Source organism: Providencia sp. 6390 (genome assembly GCF_058148425.1).
The window spans coordinates 485,761-503,433 of record NZ_JBYVYL010000001.1 but is presented as its reverse complement, the minus strand read 5'-3'; the positions used below and the strand labels follow the sequence as shown (position 1 = coordinate 503,433).

The following is a 17,673-nucleotide window of genomic DNA, read 5'->3' as shown; positions in this document are numbered from 1 at the left end:
TTCTCAGTAAATTAAAAACGAACGAGTGCAGAGCCCCACGTAAAGCCACCACCGAATGCTTCAAGAAGCACTAATTGGCCACGTTGGATACGCCCATCACGCACCGCTTCATCAAATGCGGTCGGCACAGAAGCCGCTGACGTGTTACCGTGTCTATCTAGCGTTACAACCACTTTTTCCATGGTCATATCAAGCTTTTTCGCGGTTGCAGAGATAATTCTTAAATTTGCTTGATGAGGTACTAACCAATCAAGATCTTCTTTCGCAATACCGCTTTCAGCTAAAGTTTCATCGACAATATGTGCCAATTCACGCACAGCAACTTTAAATACTTCATTACCAGTCATGGTTAAGTACGCTTGCTCATCGGAGCCTCGCTCACGATTTGGCAGCGCTAACAACTCACCATAGCGACCATCAGCATGCAAATGAGTTGATAAAATACCTGGTTCTTCAGAAGCACCGATCACCATCGCGCCCGCAGCATCACCAAATAGTATAATCGTGCCACGGTCAGTTGGATCTAATGTTTTAGACAGTGCATCTGCACCAATTACTAATGCTTTTTTCGTCATGCCTGTTTTAACGAACTGATCAACGATGCTGATCGCATAAGTAAAACCTGCACATGCTGCGGCAATATCAAAAGCAGCACAGTCATTGATCCCCAACATTTGTTGGATTTGACATGCAGCACTTGGAAATGCATGTGTTGATGAGGTTGTTGCAACGACGATTAAACCGATTTCGCTGCTATCCACTTGAGCCATTTCTAGCGCTTGTTGCGCTGCATGGAACCCCATTGTTGCAACACTTTCATCTTCACCGGCAATGCGTCTTTCATGAATACCTGTGCGAGTTACAATCCACTCATCAGAAGTATCAACCATTTTTTCCAGATCAGCGTTAGTTCTAATTTGTGTTGGTAAATAGCTGCCTGTGCCTAATATTTTGCTATACATAGGTTATTGATCACTCCTGGGTAATACGATATTCAACCGAGCCGCTATTCTGTCAGGAACTTGTCTATCAACGGCTTGTACTGCGCGTTCGATGGCAGCTTTAAATGCGCCTTCATTTGCAGCACCATGACTTTTAATGACAATACCTTTTAATCCTAACAGAGTTGCACCATTATACTGGTCGGGGTTCAGCTCCCCAAAACGCTTCATTAGGCGTTTTTTAAGCCATTTTTTAGCCAGTTTCATTAACCAGCTAGGCTTTTTCTGTGCTTCTTCTGATGATTTTAACAAGGAAAGAATAACTCGTATCACCCCTTCCATTGTTTTTAGCGTGACATTACCTGAGAAGCCGTCACACACAAACACATCTGTTTTGCCCGTCAGTAATTCATTACCTTCGACATAACCGATATAATTTATTGCCGCAGTTTCTTTGAGGATTGCGGCGGCTTCGCGGATATTATCCAAACCTTTACTTTCTTCTTCACCAATGTTGAGCAACGCCACTTTCGGTGAAACAATTTTTGCGACTTCCTCAGCAACCACTGAGCCCATCACAGCAAATTGCACTAACATCTCACTGCTACAAATAACGTTCGCACCTAAATCTAGCACAACCGTTTGGCCTTTTTGCTGATTTGGCAAAATCGTCATCAGCGCAGGTCGTTCAATACCTTCAATGGATTTTAACATTAACTTAGCTAAACCCATCAATGCACCAGTATTGCCGGCACTTACGCACGCCTGTGCCTGCCCCGTCTTGACCAATTCTAGCGCCGTTCGCATCGAGGTTCCTTTGCTTTGGCGTATAGCAGCTGATGGCTTGGCATCGTTAGCTATCACGCTTTGTGCTGGAATAATTTCGATACGCGAAGTCAGCTCCGCACTTTGTTGTGCAAGCAGAGGTTGAATGGCGTCAGTTTGACCGACTAGCAATAATTTGAGTGCTGGATTAGATGCCAGAGCCTGCAATGCAGCAGGCACTGTGACGCGGGGACCAACATCCCCGCCCATAGCATCTAACGCAATGGTTAGATTAGCCAAAGTCTCAACTTGTAAATGAATTACTTGTTGATAACCTTACGGCCACGGTAGTAACCGTCTGCAGTCACATGGTGACGCAGGTGGGTTTCACCTGAAGTTTTGTCTACAGAAACTAGGGTAGCAGTCAGTGCGTCATGTGAACGACGCATACCGCGTTTTGAACGAGTTGGTTTATTCTGTTGTACGGCCATTGACCTTACTCCTTAAGTACTTTTCTTTAAACTGGCTAATACGGCAAATGGATTTGGTTTTTCTGCCTCAGGAGGTAGTTCGCCAAAAACCATGTCCGCTTCGGACACTTCACAGTGTTCAGAATCATGAACCGGAACCACTGGTAAGGATAGAATTATTTCATCTTCTATCATTCCCAGCAAATCTATTTCACCGAATTCATCAATTTGAATTGGTTCATAGCCTTCCGGTAATGCTTCGGCCTTTTCGTCATTGACGACAGGACTAAAACAATACGATACGTAAACATGATGTTTGAAATCTTTTCTGCAACGCTGGCATTGTAGGGTGACATCCACATCAGAGTGCCCCTCTATGACCGTCAGACGCTGATTATCAATTTTAAATGATAATTCGCTCTCAACATCACTGTCTACACTGACTACTGATTCAGCAATACGTGTAACTTGCTCAGGTTTATAACTCCCGACATAGTCGAGGTTTTTCTGAGCTGCACGCTGCGCATCGATAGTCAGGGGTAATTTTACCTTTTGCATAAGGCGCGCATATTAACTTTGTAATGAACTATAGTCAAAGAAAAAGGCGGGCAAAACTCGCCTTTTCACCAAAAAATCGCCTGTTAAGCGCCAGATAGTTTAAAATGAGTTAACCCTTTTGGCTATGAGTTTCGAGAAAAATTATGAAATCGATTATTTTGGCATCAACCTCACCTTACCGACAACAGTTGTTGAAAAAGCTTGGGTTACCATTTTTAGCGGTTGCACCTAATGTCGACGAAAGCACTGTTCTCAATGAATCCGCAGAAGCTTTAGTCATGCGTTTAGCATATGCGAAAGCGCATGCCATCAGTGGGCAATATCAACAACACTTAATTATTGGCTCTGATCAGGTCTGTGTAATTGATGGGGAGATCATGGGTAAGCCACTTAATTATGACAACGCGTTTAACCAACTGAAAAAAGCGTCAGGACACAAGGTCACTTTTTATACGGGACTATGTTTACTTGATTCAAGTACAAGTAGTTATCAAATACAGTGCGAATTATTTAATGTTTATTTTCGTTCACTCAGCGATAAAGAAATCGATGTTTACTTACGCAAAGAAGAGCCGTATCAATGTGCGGGAAGTTTTAAATCTGAAGGGTTAGGTATTGCCTTATTCGATAGGCTGGAAGGACGCGATCCAAATACCCTGATTGGTCTACCATTGATTTTACTGCTTGAGATGTTGCGCCATCATGGCTATAGCCCATTAAATGATTAAGTATTAAGTAGATAGCCGGTAGATTATCTTTCTATCTGCCGGCTACATTTTCACTGATGGCTTTTGCGTGAACGCAGTACTTTTAAACATTGGTTTAATTCATTATCAAGCGGCGCTTGTATACGCATCTCTTCCCCACTCTTCGGATGGGTAAATTTTAATGAACTTGCGTGTAAAAATAATCTTTTTAAACCAGTTCCTGCCAATTGGCTGTCAAATTGCTTATCACCATAACGATTATCAAAAGCAATTGGGTGCCCCGCATGTAAAGTATGAACGCGAATTTGATGGGTACGCCCTGTCACTGGACTTGCTTTCACTAACGTGGCGTTCTCAAAACGTTCTTCCACCTTAAAACGCGTTTCTGATGGTTTACCCTCTGGACTAACGCGAACTACACGCTCACCACTTTGCAAAATATTTTTGAGTAATGGTGCTTGAACGACTTTAGTGTGCGATTGCCAATTGCCACGTACAAGCGCCAAGTAATCTTTTTGCATTTGTTTTAGGCGCAATTGTTCGTGCAGTGCGCGTAATGCAGAACGCTTTTTAGCCACCAGCAAAATACCTGATGTGTCACGGTCAAGACGGTGCACCAATTCTAAGAAACGTGCTTCAGGCCGTAACGCACGTAGCCCTTCAATAACCCCAAAACTTAGGCCGCTACCACCGTGCACAGCCGTACCTGAAGGCTTATTAATCACGAGGATCGAGTCATCTTCATATAGAATGCAATTGGCTAATGCCGCGACTTTATCCAGTTTTGCGGAAACGGGCGCGTCTTCACGCTCAGCCACTCTAACTGGAGGTACTCTGACTTGATCGCCTTCGGCAAGTTTGTATTCAGGTTTGATACGCCCTTTGTTTACCCTCACTTCCCCTTTCCGGATAATGCGGTAAATCATGCTTTTAGGCACACCTTTTAATTTTGCGAGCAAGAAATTATCGATGCGTTGTCCGGCTTCATCATCGCTAATATCAATAAACTGAACTTGATTTTGTGTATTCATTCAAAAATGTGTTAACTCTAATTGATTAAATTACGACCTCATTTGCAGAATATATCATACCGACTCCGAAAATTTTTTTATCATTTTTTTTTATTTGGTCAAAGAATAGCTTGTTGGTCATATTTCTAAATAAAATTTTCATATAACTGATCTATCGACTTGCTATAATGTCATCGGCAGTGGAATAATACACAATTGCCATCATGTTTGATAAAACGATAATTGGCATGAGATACTAGTTTACTATTTGATTGAGTAAAGACGCTGCAATGGCGTAAGACGTCTAACAAAATCAAATATTTAGCGAGCAACGAATATTAGCTTATTGGGTTGGGAACTTCCGTTAATTTAAATTATGACGGCTTCCTGATTAAGAACGCTGAATTTTTAATCTAAAAATCAGGTTCACCGAATACTGCGCGTCTCTATACGAACGACTGCCGTGAGGCAGGCGGTTTTGTAAAAATCACGAGGCCATCGGTTTACAATAGCTCCCTTTTTCGCTGCTCTTTATTGAAAGTAAAAATAATGAGTAAGTAACAATATGAAAAGAATGCTAATAAACGCAACTCAACAGGAAGAGTTGCGTGTTGCCCTTGTTGATGGGCAACGCCTCTATGATCTGGATATCGAAAGCCCTGGTCATGAGCAAAAAAAGGCGAATATTTACAAAGGTAAAATCACTCGTATTGAACCTAGTCTTGAAGCCGCTTTTGTTGATTACGGTGCTGAAAGGCATGGTTTCCTTCCTATCAAAGAAATCGCTCGCGAATACTTCCCAAGCAACTATCACTCTCAGGGTCGTCCAAACATCAAAGATGTTTTGAAAGAAGGCCAAGAAGTTATCGTTCAAGTTGATAAAGAAGAACGTGGTAATAAAGGTGCCGCATTAACCACCTTCATCAGCCTAGCAGGTAGCTATTTGGTATTAATGCCAAATAACCCTCGTGCAGGCGGCATTTCACGTCGCATTGAAGGTGAAGATCGCACTGAGCTAAAAGAAGCGCTGTCTTCTCTAGAAATTCCTGATGGTATGGGTCTTATCGTACGTACCGCAGGTGTAGGTAAATCAGCAGAGTCTTTACAGCAAGATTTGCTCTATCGCTTACGTCATTGGGAAGCTATCAAAAAAGCTGCAGAAAACCGCCCTGCGCCGTTCTTAATACATCAAGAAAGTAACGTTATTGTTCGTGCGTTCCGTGACTATTTACGCCCTGATATCGGTGAAATTCTTATCGATAATCCTAAAGTGGTCGAAATGGCACGTAACCATATTGAAGCAATTGGCCGCGGTGACTTTGCTAGTAAGATCAAACATTATAGTGGCGATGTTCCATTATTTAGCCATTACCAAATCGAATCACAGATTGAGTCTGCGTTTCAACGTGAAGTTCGTCTTCCATCAGGTGGTGCATTAGTTATTGATACCACTGAAGCATTGACAGCTATCGATATCAACTCCTCACGTTCAACCCGCGGTGGCGATATCGAAGAAACTGCGTTCAATACTAACTTAGAGGCTGCCGACGAAATTGCTCGCCAATTACGTTTACGTGACCTCGGTGGCTTAATCGTTATTGACTTTATTGATATGACGCCAGTAAGGCATCAACGTGAAGTTGAAAACCGCTTACGTGAAGCTGTTCGCCAAGACAGAGCGCGCATCCAAATTGCACGCATCTCTCGCTTTGGCTTGCTCGAAATGTCTCGTCAGCGTTTGAGCCCATCTTTAGGTGAATCTAGCCACCATGTTTGCCCACGTTGTTCAGGCACTGGCACCATCCGTGACAATGAGTCACTGTCTCTTTCTGTCCTGCGTTTGATCGAAGAAGAAGCACTTAAAGAAAACACACATGAAGTGCATGCGATTGTCCCTGTACAGATTGCGTCTTACTTGCTGAACGAAAAACGCAAAGCGGTCAGTGAAATTGAAACGCGTCAACGTAATGTACGTGTCGTTATCGTACCTAACGATCAGATGCAAACACCACATTTCCACGTGATCCGCATTCGTAAAGGCGAAGAAGTTAATACACTGAGCTACAACTTAGCACAGTATCATGAAACTGAGACGCTAAATAATACCGATGAGACAACCGCTGAACGTAAAGCACCTGAGCAACCTGCAATTTCTGCGTTTGCTTTACAGGAGCCAGTAGAGCAGCCTGTTGCAAGCAAACAAAAAGAAAATAAACCACGCCCTCAAACACCAAAACCAGCTGCGAAAGCAGATGCAGAGGTCGGTTTATTCAGTAAAATTGCTGCATTCTTCAAAAAACTGTTTGGCGAAGAAGAAAAAGTTGTTGAAAAACCTGTTGAGAAGAATCGTCAGAACAACGATAGACGTCGTAATAACGATCGTCGTAATAACAATAACCGCCGCAACAATCGTCGTGATCGCGATGACAACAATGAAAATCGTGATAACCGCGATAATCGTTCTAATCGTAATGCGCAAACTGACGATAATAACAATCGTAAGGGCCGCAACAATAAGAATGCTAATCAGCAAGACGATCAGGCAACTGATGGTAATAATCGCGATGCACAGCAGCAACAACGCCGTGATCAACGTGCTGAACGTCGCCGCCGTCAAGATGACAAACGTCAACAACAAGTCGCTAAAACTCAACAAGATGCCACTCAAGAAGTTGATGCAACAACTGTAGAGAAAGAAGATACTCAGCCACGTCCAGTAACACCACGTCGCCAACGTCGTCAGTTAACACAAAAAGTTCGTATTACTGATAATGTTGAAGTGGTTGCACCAAGCGAAATCGCAGTAACAACAGAAGTTGCCGCTGAAAATAATGTTAAGCCACTGGCTGCATTACCAGCGCCTGTTGAAACGCAAGCTAGACATGTTGTTGAGCTAAGCAATAATGATGAGTTACCAGAAACTCAATCAGATGATGAAGATAAGCAAGATACCATCATTCCGCGTCGTTCACGCCGCTCACCTCGTCACTTACGTGTCAGTGGTCAACGCCGTCGTCGTTATCGTGATGAGCGTCACTTAACTAAATCACCAATGCCACTGTTTGCTGCCGTTGCTTCTCCTGAACTTGCATCAGGTAAAGTGTGTATTAGCTACCCAATTGTTCAAACACAACAAGATGCGGTCGCAATTATCACTAATGAAGAGATGCTTGAGCAACAAGGCGCGTTCAATACGGAATCTGTTGAAACAATCGACATGGCGATTCAACCGGTTGTAGCAGTGCACGAAGCGGCCTCTGTTGAGCCAAAAGAAGCTGCAATTGATATCGTTACTGAAGAGACGGACGAACAATCTGTTAATTTAGAGCCTGCATTTGCTCCGCAAGCAGAACCTGTTGTTGCGGTACATGTGGAACAACCAGCGCAAGAAACGCCAGAAGAGTCACAACCACAATCTGAGGTTGAAGTATTGCCTGTAGCAATAGAGAAAGTCGTTGAAAACACTGAGGTTGAACAACCAAAAGCAGAGCAGCTAGTTGAACAAGTGCCTGTTGAAGTCGTTCAAGTTGAAGAAACTCCAGTTGAGCAACTTCCAGCAAACATCATCGAAGAGCCTGCTGTCCAAACAGTAACAGCTAGTGTGACAAAATCTGCGGTCATCGTTGCCAGTAAAGCCGTGCGTCATGCTTACTCACCAATGACCAAAGCACCTGCACCAGAAGTCGTTGCATCTGCGTTTGAAGTAAAAGTTTACCAACGCGAAGCTTCAAACTTTGTTAGCAAAGGCGCCGGTGGCCATGTTGCAACCAGTCGTGCTACAGCAGAAATGGCAAAACCGGCTAACGACGAATAATCGATTACTCGTCAACTAAATCTGTTTTTCCCCAAAAATCCCTCGATAAACTCGAGGGATTTTTATTTTAAACATGGCAATAACAATATAAATTGCTAGGGGAAAAATCCAATTAAGGCATTAACAAATAGAATGTTAGCAAAATCCCGCCGTAAACCTTCGCTCAATGCGGGCGTAGAGATAAGGCGAAAAGCCTAGGGCTTTAAAGAACCATCGTTAAAGCATTTCTGAGAGACTTTATTGCACAATGAAATAGACGCTTCGCTGACTGATACGGTATCTTTTCCGGATAAGCTCCACCAAAGAGCTATGCAGTAGGCTCAATGAAATGGCCTTTCATCATGATAATATACGGATACAGGCATTACAGGCGACGGATTCGTCGTCTCTGCCCATGAAAGCCAGCGTAAACCCGTGGTACAGACGATAGAGGCCTGAGAAGTGGGAGGCTTCGCCATTTACGGCGAAGAGCAGTCACGCTACAATGTAGCTCAAAAGGCGCAGTTTAATCTTTGTTTCCCATTAAACTGCCCTCTTTAATGACTAAACTAAAAGGAACAAAAAATGGCTCATTGGGTGATTTTCGGAGCGACCAAAGGAATTGGTCATATTTTAGCAAAAATGGGTGTTAAGCAAGGGCATCAAGTCTCCGCTTTAGTTCGTCGAGTAGAAGATGCTGAGCGATTAGCCGCTCTAGGTATTCAAACTACCCTTGGTGATGCAACTGATCTTAATTCTTTAGACAGTATTTTCACTCAAACCACCCCAGAAACCGTGCTATTTACTACAATTGGTGGTGCTCAAGCTGATTTTTATGGCAACTATAACATTATCCGTAAAGCAGAGCAGTATAATATAGCACGTTTATTATTTGTTACATCAATCGGTTGTGGTGATAGCTGGTCAACATTATCAGCTAGAGCTAAATCACTATTCGGTCCATCCGTACGACAAAAATCGATGGCTGAGAGCTATCTACAGAGCAGTGAGATAAATTACACCATTATTAGGCCCGGCGGTTTGATGAGTGTACCAGCAACACATAATGCACAATTACTGTCGAATGAAGCACACGGCGTGATCAGCAGGGAAGATGTAGCGCTCGTTCTCGCTAAACTGGTTGATGATAAAAGTAGTTACCGACAAATATTTGCCGTTATTGACCCTGATTTAAAACCAGGTTGGGGAGCCTAATGTGAGAGCTGGGTTTAACTCGGGCAGAGGTTGTTGACGAAGTGGGATAAAACGTGTTTTTTCCATCCCGTGTTAAACGACTGCTGACAAACATATTCTGTTTGTCAGCAGTCTGAGCCGAGTTTAACTCGGCTCAGCGTGATTTACTTAACGTCTTTCTTACTTAAATCACCCATCTCTTTTAATTTATTTGAGATTTCGCGACGCTCTTTCGATAGCTCTGCATTTTTAATGATGTAATCATCAACACGATCATCATAATCACTGCGCATATTGGCAATAATCGCTTGAATTTCTTCGATAGTCATTCCCGGCTTGATATAATCACTCAGGTTATCAAGCAGTAAAACACGTTTTTGGTTATCACGAATTTTCTTTTCGTTATCGGTAATTTCACGGCGAATTTTATTTTTACGACGATACATACGCACAAATTCCAGGACATTTTGGAAAGATTGCTTATTAGCGTTGTCCATGTTTAAAAACCCTCTATTAGAAAAACAAAACGTATCTCTACCTACACAATACCTTTTATTAGTAGAGTGTTACAGCTCTATTTCACCTATTCATTGATTTAAAAACAGTAAAATAGTGCTTTTGCTTAATATACATACAGTATAAGCTGAACTGTTTCAGTTAACACTTTTAAGCCATCGTTTTTCCATTAATTTCAGGTAAGCTGACATCTTGCTCTACAGGCTCCATTTTATCGCTTCGTAAACAAAAGACCGATAAAATAGTGGTAACCACGACAAAACATCCCATAATCAAATAAGTCTCTGCGAAACCAATTTTATCATAACCCCACCCCGCCAATGGCGACAAAATACTTGCCACAATCGACGTAATACAGCTAAATCCGACTAAATACAGTGTCGACGATAGTCGTTTATCAAAATGGCGGCTGTTATATTTAAAAATAGCAATTAACAGTATAGGCAATTCCACCGCATGTAATAATTTCATCGCAGAAATCATAATGGGTCCTTCAACTAAACCAGAACCAATGATCCGTAATGCCATCACACTGCTAGCAAATAACAAGCCGTTTTTAGCACCTATACGATTTACAATATAAGGAGCCAAGAACATCCCACCAGCCTCTAGGAATACCTGCAATGAATTCAGATAGCCGTACATTTCATTCCCCATTTTTTCATCTTGAAATTGATGAGAAAAATAGACCATGAACTGTTGGTCATACACACTATAAATGCAAGTACCTAGCACAAACAAGATCAATGCCCAAAAACGTGGTAGGACAAATAATTGTAATGCATCATTAATAGTGATCCCTGAAGGCTTACCATGTTCAAGGCTGTTAAATGCATTGGTTTTAGCCGTTTTTAACCGTAATAAAATCACTAAAAAGATAACACCAGAAATGGTTGCCATAATAAAATTATAATTAGGGTCAACATTGATGTTACGTCCAGCAAAGAAAGTGGCGACCGCCCAACCTAAAGACCCCCACATTCTTGCTTTACCATACTCAAAATCACGCAGGCGGCTCACTCGTTCAGTATAAGATTCCAGAACACCTATCCCTGCATGAAAAGTCATACCAATAAATAACCCACCAACCAAACTACCAATCACCACATTCCATTGCAATAATGGCCCAAACAACATAAAGAATGGACCTGATGATATTAATAAGATCGCAATAAATAACAGTAAATTTTTGCGTAATCCTAATTTATCTTGCAAAAAACCATATAGTGGTTGTGCACATAGCGCAACGATGGAAATACAAGAAAAAATAACCCCTGTATCTGCGCCCTCTAAGCCAACATATTTTCTAAGCCAAATCGCCACCACTGAAAACGTTGATGACCATGTAAAAAAGAAAAAAAACAACAATGCACTCAGTGAGGCGTAGTATTTTCTCGATTCGCTATTCATTATCATTTGCCCATTCATTTCCCTGACTGACAAAAATGTTAAGGTTAACATTGGTAATTAACTAGTAAATCACCTTGATATTGTGATGTTACGCACGAATGTTAACGTTAACAAATGTATTTTGTGAGCGATATCACTTAAGTTAATAGCGTTAAAAAGTGAACCATTCAATGATATTCCAAATTATCGTGAGTTAACAACTCAGTTGGCGAGGAGATTGGACGAGATACGACTCTAGCCCTCAAAAGAGGGCTCGTGATATCGATACTAAGCTATTGAATTTTAGTATTAAGAAAGGTAACGGCGTCATCTAAAATACTTTTTCGTGCAGGATTAGATTCCCCTTTAGCTTCCGCTTGCAATTTACTGGCTATTTTTTGTTTATTCACTTCACTACCGGCAAGCAACCCTATTGTCACTCTACCAATTTCAGACAAAATCAAACGAGTTCTTTCATCATAGGTATTCATAAGCGCATCCTTTTTTGTTAGTGGCACTTAAAATAGTAGATCAAAAATGCGGCTTTTACGTTTATTTTTACGCTGTTTTACGTGGTTTTGTGACCAGAACGACTTAAAAGAAATCCATTAATCAATTGATAAATATAATATTAATTATGCACACAACTAAAAAATAAGAATATATATTAGGAATAAATTTAATTAGAAAACAACCTGGTTTTAAACGCCATTAGTTCAGATTTTTGGCTACTTCTGATATAATAGAGGATCGGTATTTTGTGTTGTAATGAATATATTCGCTATAGAATTCGCTATAGAGTTAGCTAACAAACGAGTTAAAAAGTGACAACTTTGCACTATAACGCAAACACACAAACGCGTAATAGCAACATACTTTCAAATTAGCATATAAGGCTTGTGGCTCACTATGATTTACCGTTATCGAAGGCTCACCACAAAAAACCTCATCACGGAAACACCGCTCAAGCCAAATGGAGAAGCACGTTGCAAGAGACTAAAAAACAGCCCTCATTTTTTATTCATGACTATGAAACCTTTGGTAAACACCCTGCGCTAGATCGTCCTGCACAATTCGCAGGTGTTCGCACTGATTTAGATTTTAATATCATTGAAGAACCTGAGGTTTTTTATTGTTTACCTACCGATGATTATCTTCCGCAACCTGAAGCGGTGATGATCACAGGGATCACCCCACAACTTGCTTTAGCTCAAGGGGTCCATGAGGCTGAGTTTGCCAAGCGAATTCATCGAGCCTTCTCTCACCCCAATACTTGCATCATGGGCTATAACAATATTCGTTTCGATGATGAGGTTACTCGTAATATTTTTTATCGTAACTTTTATGATCCGTACGCCTATAGTTGGCAGCAAGGTAATTCACGTTGGGACTTATTAGATGCATTACGAGCCTGTTTTGCATTGCGCCCTGAAGGGATCCAGTGGCCTGAAAATGACGACGGCCTGCCTAGCATGCGCCTTGAACATCTCACCAAAGCCAATGGCGTTGCCCACGAAAATGCTCATGATGCGATGTCTGATGTACTTGCTACCATCAATATGGCAAAGCTCTTAAAGTCTGCGCAGCCAAAAATGTTTGATTACTTTTATCAATTGCGTAATAAAAACAAAGTTAGCCAGCTGATTGATATTGTCGATATGCCCCCTTTGGTACATGTTTCAGGGATGTTCGGCGCTCTACGTTCTTATATTAGCCTTGTCGCCCCATTGGCTTGGCATCCAGATAACCGTAATGCTGTGATCATGTGCGACCTTTCCGCCGATATTTCGCCATTAATTGATTTACCCGTTGAAGTACTCCGTGAACGTTTATACACACCTAAAGCTGAGTTAGGTGATGTTTTACCTGTTCCAATTAAATTGGTACATATTAATAAGTGTCCAATTTTAGCACCTGAAAAAACGTTAAGAACAGAAGATGCGCAGCGCACAGGTGTTGATCGTGATCTTTGTCTGCGGAATTTAGAAATTTTGCGTAAAAACCCCGATGTTCGTAACAAAGTGATTGAAATTTTTGCACAAGCACAACCTTTTGATGAACCTGATGATGTGGATGCAAAAATCTATAGTGGTTTCTTTAGCAACTCTGATCGCTCAACCATGGATATCATCAGAGAAACGTTACCACAGAATTTACCTGCCCTCGATCTAACGTTTGAAGATCCGCGAATGAAAGAGCTGTTTTTCCGTTACAAGGCACGTAACTACCCAACTATTCTCTCTTATGATGAACAGCAGCGTTGGTTGCAACATCGTAGAGATTACTTTACTGAAAGTCGTTTAACCGATTATATGCAAACTATTGAGTCACTCATGATCGAGCATCAAAATGATGCAGAACGCTGTAAGCAATTAAAAGCGTTGGCTTATTACGCAAGAGAACTCACTAGCTGAATATAATAGATGAGGGCAGGAAACCCTGCCCTATAAATCATTAATGGTCGTGATTACACCCACAATCCCCTTCCCAATTTTTCTGTTTAGTTGTCTTACCTAAACCAGGGTTCATGGTATTGGTTGGGTCAGCTTGCTTATAGAAAGATTTTAGCTGCGGCTGGGCTTTATACAGATGCCCCACATTATGCTCTGCTGGATACTGCGCCCCGCGCTCATCTAACAATGCTAACATTTTTTCTTTCAATTCTTTTGGGTCAACGCCTTTTTTCAATACATAGTCTTGATGCATCACATGGCACATAAAGTGCCCGCAATACAATTTGTGGACTAATAATTTCTCAATTTCAGGTGGTAATTTTTCAAACCAATCGCGGTCATTACGACGCAATGCAATGTCCAAAGGCAAAACATCTTCAACATCTTTATTGTGAACAGCATGATAGCGCACTGCTGAACCTGCTGCTGCAAAACGATGTAAGAAAGCTTTAGCCCCTTCTTCAGGGGTACATTCAAAGTAACCACCATCTGCTGTGGCAAAAAATGATTTTAGCCACACTTGAGCTTCTTCAATGCCTTCCCCCGCCATTTTTAGCATCAGGTGATGTTCATACTTATCACGAAACTGCTTCATACGAGGCGGTAAATGAGATGGCCATAACTTACTGAGTAATTGCATTGTGCGGTCAACAAGGTTTGATGGCAGTAAAGGCACTTTATTCAATACTGCATCAATACGACCTTTTATGGTGAAAAAGAGTGGCATTTTGTCCGTACCAAACTTATCAATCATTAAAAAGGTATCTTTGCCATAGATTTCAGCTATATCAAAACAGCCACGGTGCATATATTCACCCGCAACGGGTAAGTTTTTGAACTCACTTAAAATATGACGACGGATATCTTCAAGGACATCTGGGTTATTCGAGCCAATATAGAACACTTTAGTTGATGTATCAGCAGGAAATGTATCAAGACGCACAGCAAACACAGCCAATTTTCCTGCACAGCCTGAAGCTTCAAATAAACGGCGTTCATCAGCGTTAAAACGTGACGGTGTATCTGCATCAACATCACGCACCCGCTGAGCATAATCATGATCGGAGGCAAGTTTTTCGCTTTTCTCAATATCTTCAGTACGGTAACCACGGTTTTGTAGATTAGTTAATATCTCTTCCGGCGTTTCACCTAAATCAATACCTAGATGATTGACCAATTCAACCTTACCGTCCTCATTAACACGGCCGTATAAGGCTAACTCAGTATAAGCTGGACCACGGCGCACTAGAGAGCCACCTGAACTGTTACAGATCCCACCGACCACTGAAGCACCAATACATGATGACCCGATTAATGAATGAGGTTCACGACCGAGTGGCTTTAATATCTTCTCTAAGTCATACAGCGTACTACCCGGCATAGCAACGACTTGATTAAACTCAGGTAGCACTTGAATTTGATTTAACCGTAGTGTACTGATGATCACGATATCACGGTCATAATCATAACCACTTGGCGTAGAGCCTTCAGTCAACCCTGTATTCGCCGCTTGCATAATAACGATTTTGTCTGCTTCTACGCAGGCTTTAAACACATACCATTGCTCTAATAACGTTGTTGGGAACACAACCGCAATTGCATCCCCCATTCCTGAACGAAAGCCTTTACGATAACGCTCAGTTTTATGAGGTTCAGTTAGAAGATTTTTTTTGCCTACAATATTGCTGAGTGTAAGTAATAAGCGTTGATTTTCAGGGCTGTTTACCGCTTTCATTTCTAAGCCTTCCTGTCAGGATGATTGCAATCGTTCAACCATATCACATTATAAATAATTTTTGATTTAGATATTTATGCAATTTAACAATTAATTATTTGTATAATTTGGTTAGGTGATTTATAGAAAAACTGGCTTTTACCCAAAAAAAAACAGCGCTCGAAGGCGCTGTTTACATGGTTAAAACTTGATCGGCTCAACTGAATTAATTATCACTCATTTGAGGCATTGGACGGCGGAACATACGGGTTAAAACAGCCATATAAACCAGACCAACAGCAGTCCAGATCAGACCATATACCATTGAATCCTCTTCAATGTTTAACCACAATACACATACCGTTAATGTGCCAATCACAGGTAAAATCAAGTAATTAAGAATGTTTTTGAACCCATGAATGCGACGTTCACGAATAAAAAACTGGCTGATAACAGAGATATTCACGAAGGTGAAGGCAATCAATGCACCAAAGTTGATCAGTGCGGTTGCAAAATCCATCTCAAACCAGATAGCGCCAAGGGCCAACACACCTACCATTAATACGTTATAGGCTGGCGTGCGCCATTTCGGGCTAACATAACCAAAAACTTTTTCTGGGAATACCCCATCACGACCCATGACATACATCAAGCGTGCACTACCTGCGTGTGCAGCCATGCCTGATGCCAATACTGTGACGCATGAAAACACCAAAATAATAGATTGGAAGAATGCCCCAGCCACAAAACGCATAATATCAGGTTGCGTTTCGTTGATGTTTTTAAAGCGAGAAACATCAGGGAAATACTGCTGTAAGAAGAATGAAACCGTAATAAAGATGATCCCACCAATCAATGCGGTTAAGAAAATCGCGCGAGGGATCACTTTTCCTGCATTTGGTGTTTCTTCTGACAATGAGCTTAAACCATCAAAGCCTAAGAATGAGAAACAGAGAATAGTTGCCCCTGCAATCAATGGGATTAATTCTGTTTTTTCATTGGCAAATGGGTTAAATGTCCATATTTCACCGGTTCCTTCACCATTCGATACACCATGAATAACGAGGAAGGTAAAGACAGCCATGACCCCAATTTGGATAATGGCAATAACGGTACTGAGGTTAGCAATAACGTTAATACCGCGTAAGTTAGCCGCAGTCATTAAAATCACTAGGCCAACCACAAATATCCACGGTTCAACAGTCGGGAAGATGTCTTGTAAGTAGATCTTCGCCAACAAGATGTTGATCATTGGCATAAAGATGTAGGAGAGCAATGATGTCCATCCTACTAAGAAGCCAATGTGCGGGCTCATTGATTTTTGAGCATAGGTATACGCTGAGCCGGCTGATGGGAAACGTTTCACCAATTTGCCGTAGCTCAGAGCTGTAAATAGTATCGCGGCAAGCGCAATAATATAAGAAGTCGGGACGTGTCCGCCGGTCTTATCGGATACCATTCCAAATGTATCGAAGATGGTCATTGGCTGAATATAGGCCAGACCAATCATCACCACTTGCATTAGCGTCAGCGTTTTTGCAAGTTGTACACGGTTATTTGCACCAGTTTGGTTGTTACCGATTGATAGTGGTATTGAATTATTTGGCATGATAAAGCCCTCCCATAACTTTCGATTGAGTATTACTGAACCTACTTAATCGACAGTTACTGGGAAGACTTTGCATCTGCCTATAGGCAGAAAAAAAAGAAGAAAGGTTAAATGGTGAGTTAGCGAAGCAAGTAGTTGCCCCGTAGTCATCGATGCGGCAGCCGCGGCCACCAGGCCCTGCTGCGAATGCGAAAAAGTAAGCCATGCAAGCATTCCTCAAATCGGTAGCATTAAATGTTAGCTACACGTAAAAATATAATTTATCTATCCGGCCTATTATCCGGCCCCGCGAAAATGAACGAACTTAAAAAGCAAAAAAAAACCGATACCGGAAATTGAGGTATCAGTCATTTTTTTAGTCCGCGCATTTTGCACTTCAAGTAGTGAAATAGCAATAGTTATCGTCAAAAAAGTGGCCAATATTTGATGAGAATTTTTGATAGGTTTGCTATTTTCGCAGTAACAGCTAATAACTTGTTTTATTCCATAATTTTTCGCCATTAAATGTATTTTTTTAGGCTTTTTAGCACGAACAAACAAAAAAAGCCTTCTTA

General features: G+C 41.5%; 16 protein-coding genes. 4 read left to right on the top strand and 12 right to left on the bottom strand.

Features of this window, described 5'->3' with window-relative positions; translation table 11 throughout:
• Positions 1-11: 11 nt before the first annotated feature.
• From AC3Z9T_RS02450 to yceD, 4 genes are read right to left on the bottom strand one after another with little or no spacing between them, the layout of a single operon-like run.
• A complete protein-coding gene (locus tag AC3Z9T_RS02450) occupies positions 12-962 on the bottom strand; it encodes a beta-ketoacyl-ACP synthase III (RefSeq protein WP_490124609.1) in 951 nt (316 codons plus the stop codon).
• A 3-nt stretch (positions 963-965) separates the two neighbouring features.
• On the bottom strand, positions 966-2,006 hold the full coding sequence (gene plsX, locus AC3Z9T_RS02445) for a phosphate acyltransferase PlsX (RefSeq protein WP_490124608.1): 1,041 nt from the start codon (positions 2,004-2,006) through the stop codon (positions 966-968).
• Positions 2,007-2,026: 20 nt separating this feature from the next.
• Entirely contained in the window at positions 2,027-2,197 is a 171-nt protein-coding gene (gene rpmF / locus AC3Z9T_RS02440) for a 50S ribosomal protein L32 (RefSeq protein WP_004253223.1), read from the bottom strand.
• A 12-nt stretch (positions 2,198-2,209) separates the two neighbouring features.
• Positions 2,210-2,734, bottom strand: coding sequence for a 23S rRNA accumulation protein YceD (gene yceD, locus AC3Z9T_RS02435; protein WP_490124607.1), 525 nt, complete (start codon positions 2,732-2,734; stop codon positions 2,210-2,212).
• A gap of 143 nt (positions 2,735-2,877) precedes the next feature.
• Here yceD and AC3Z9T_RS02430 point away from each other — a divergent pair, with 143 nt between their 5' ends.
• Positions 2,878-3,462: a Maf family protein gene (locus tag AC3Z9T_RS02430; protein WP_490124606.1), complete on the top strand. Its 585-nt coding sequence runs from the start codon at positions 2,878-2,880 to the stop codon at positions 3,460-3,462.
• Between the two features lie 50 nt (positions 3,463-3,512).
• Here the strand turns inward: AC3Z9T_RS02430 and rluC are convergent, their stop codons facing one another.
• Positions 3,513-4,472, bottom strand: coding sequence for a 23S rRNA pseudouridine(955/2504/2580) synthase RluC (rluC, locus tag AC3Z9T_RS02425; RefSeq protein ID WP_490124605.1), 960 nt, complete (start codon positions 4,470-4,472; stop codon positions 3,513-3,515).
• Between the two features lie 544 nt (positions 4,473-5,016).
• Between rluC and rne the strand changes: the two genes are divergently transcribed.
• Together rne and AC3Z9T_RS02415 are read left to right on the top strand one after the other, a co-directional pair.
• Positions 5,017-8,265: a ribonuclease E gene (rne, locus tag AC3Z9T_RS02420; protein ID WP_490124604.1), complete on the top strand. Its 3,249-nt coding sequence runs from the start codon at positions 5,017-5,019 to the stop codon at positions 8,263-8,265.
• Between the two features lie 564 nt (positions 8,266-8,829).
• Entirely contained in the window at positions 8,830-9,459 is a 630-nt protein-coding gene (locus AC3Z9T_RS02415; RefSeq protein WP_490124603.1) for an NAD(P)H-binding protein, read from the top strand.
• 143 nt (positions 9,460-9,602) lie between these two features.
• Here the strand turns inward: AC3Z9T_RS02415 and tmaR are convergent, their stop codons facing one another.
• From tmaR to AC3Z9T_RS02400, 3 genes are all read right to left on the bottom strand, one after another.
• A complete protein-coding gene (gene tmaR, locus AC3Z9T_RS02410; RefSeq protein ID WP_070927160.1) occupies positions 9,603-9,935 on the bottom strand; it encodes a PTS system regulator TmaR in 333 nt (110 codons plus the stop codon).
• Positions 9,936-10,104: 169 nt separating this feature from the next.
• Entirely contained in the window at positions 10,105-11,364 is a 1,260-nt protein-coding gene (locus tag AC3Z9T_RS02405; protein ID WP_490124602.1) for an MFS transporter, read from the bottom strand.
• Between the two features lie 272 nt (positions 11,365-11,636).
• The gene (locus AC3Z9T_RS02400) at positions 11,637-11,834 is read right to left on the bottom strand and encodes a hypothetical protein (protein ID WP_490124601.1); all 198 of its coding nucleotides are present in this window, start codon (positions 11,832-11,834) and stop codon (positions 11,637-11,639) included.
• A gap of 495 nt (positions 11,835-12,329) precedes the next feature.
• On the opposite strand from AC3Z9T_RS02400, the gene sbcB reads away from it, so the two are divergent.
• On the top strand, positions 12,330-13,757 hold the full coding sequence (gene sbcB, locus AC3Z9T_RS02395; RefSeq protein WP_490124600.1) for an exodeoxyribonuclease I: 1,428 nt from the start codon (positions 12,330-12,332) through the stop codon (positions 13,755-13,757).
• Positions 13,758-13,797: 40 nt separating this feature from the next.
• On the opposite strand, the gene dld is transcribed toward sbcB, so the two are convergent.
• From dld to AC3Z9T_RS02375, 4 genes are all read right to left on the bottom strand, one after another.
• Complete coding sequence (dld, locus tag AC3Z9T_RS02390) at positions 13,798-15,531, bottom strand: D-lactate dehydrogenase (RefSeq protein ID WP_490124599.1); 1,734 nt, start codon at positions 15,529-15,531, stop codon at positions 13,798-13,800.
• Positions 15,532-15,736: 205 nt separating this feature from the next.
• The gene (locus tag AC3Z9T_RS02385) at positions 15,737-17,119 is read right to left on the bottom strand and encodes an APC family permease (protein ID WP_490124598.1); all 1,383 of its coding nucleotides are present in this window, start codon (positions 17,117-17,119) and stop codon (positions 15,737-15,739) included.
• Complete coding sequence (locus AC3Z9T_RS02380; RefSeq protein ID WP_490124597.1) at positions 17,109-17,324, bottom strand: hypothetical protein; 216 nt, start codon at positions 17,322-17,324, stop codon at positions 17,109-17,111. The genes AC3Z9T_RS02385 and AC3Z9T_RS02380 overlap by 11 nt, the downstream gene beginning before the upstream one ends.
• Before the next feature lie 71 nt (positions 17,325-17,395).
• Positions 17,396-17,659, bottom strand: coding sequence for a hypothetical protein (locus AC3Z9T_RS02375; RefSeq protein WP_490124596.1), 264 nt, complete (start codon positions 17,657-17,659; stop codon positions 17,396-17,398).
• Positions 17,660-17,673 lie beyond the last annotated feature (14 nt).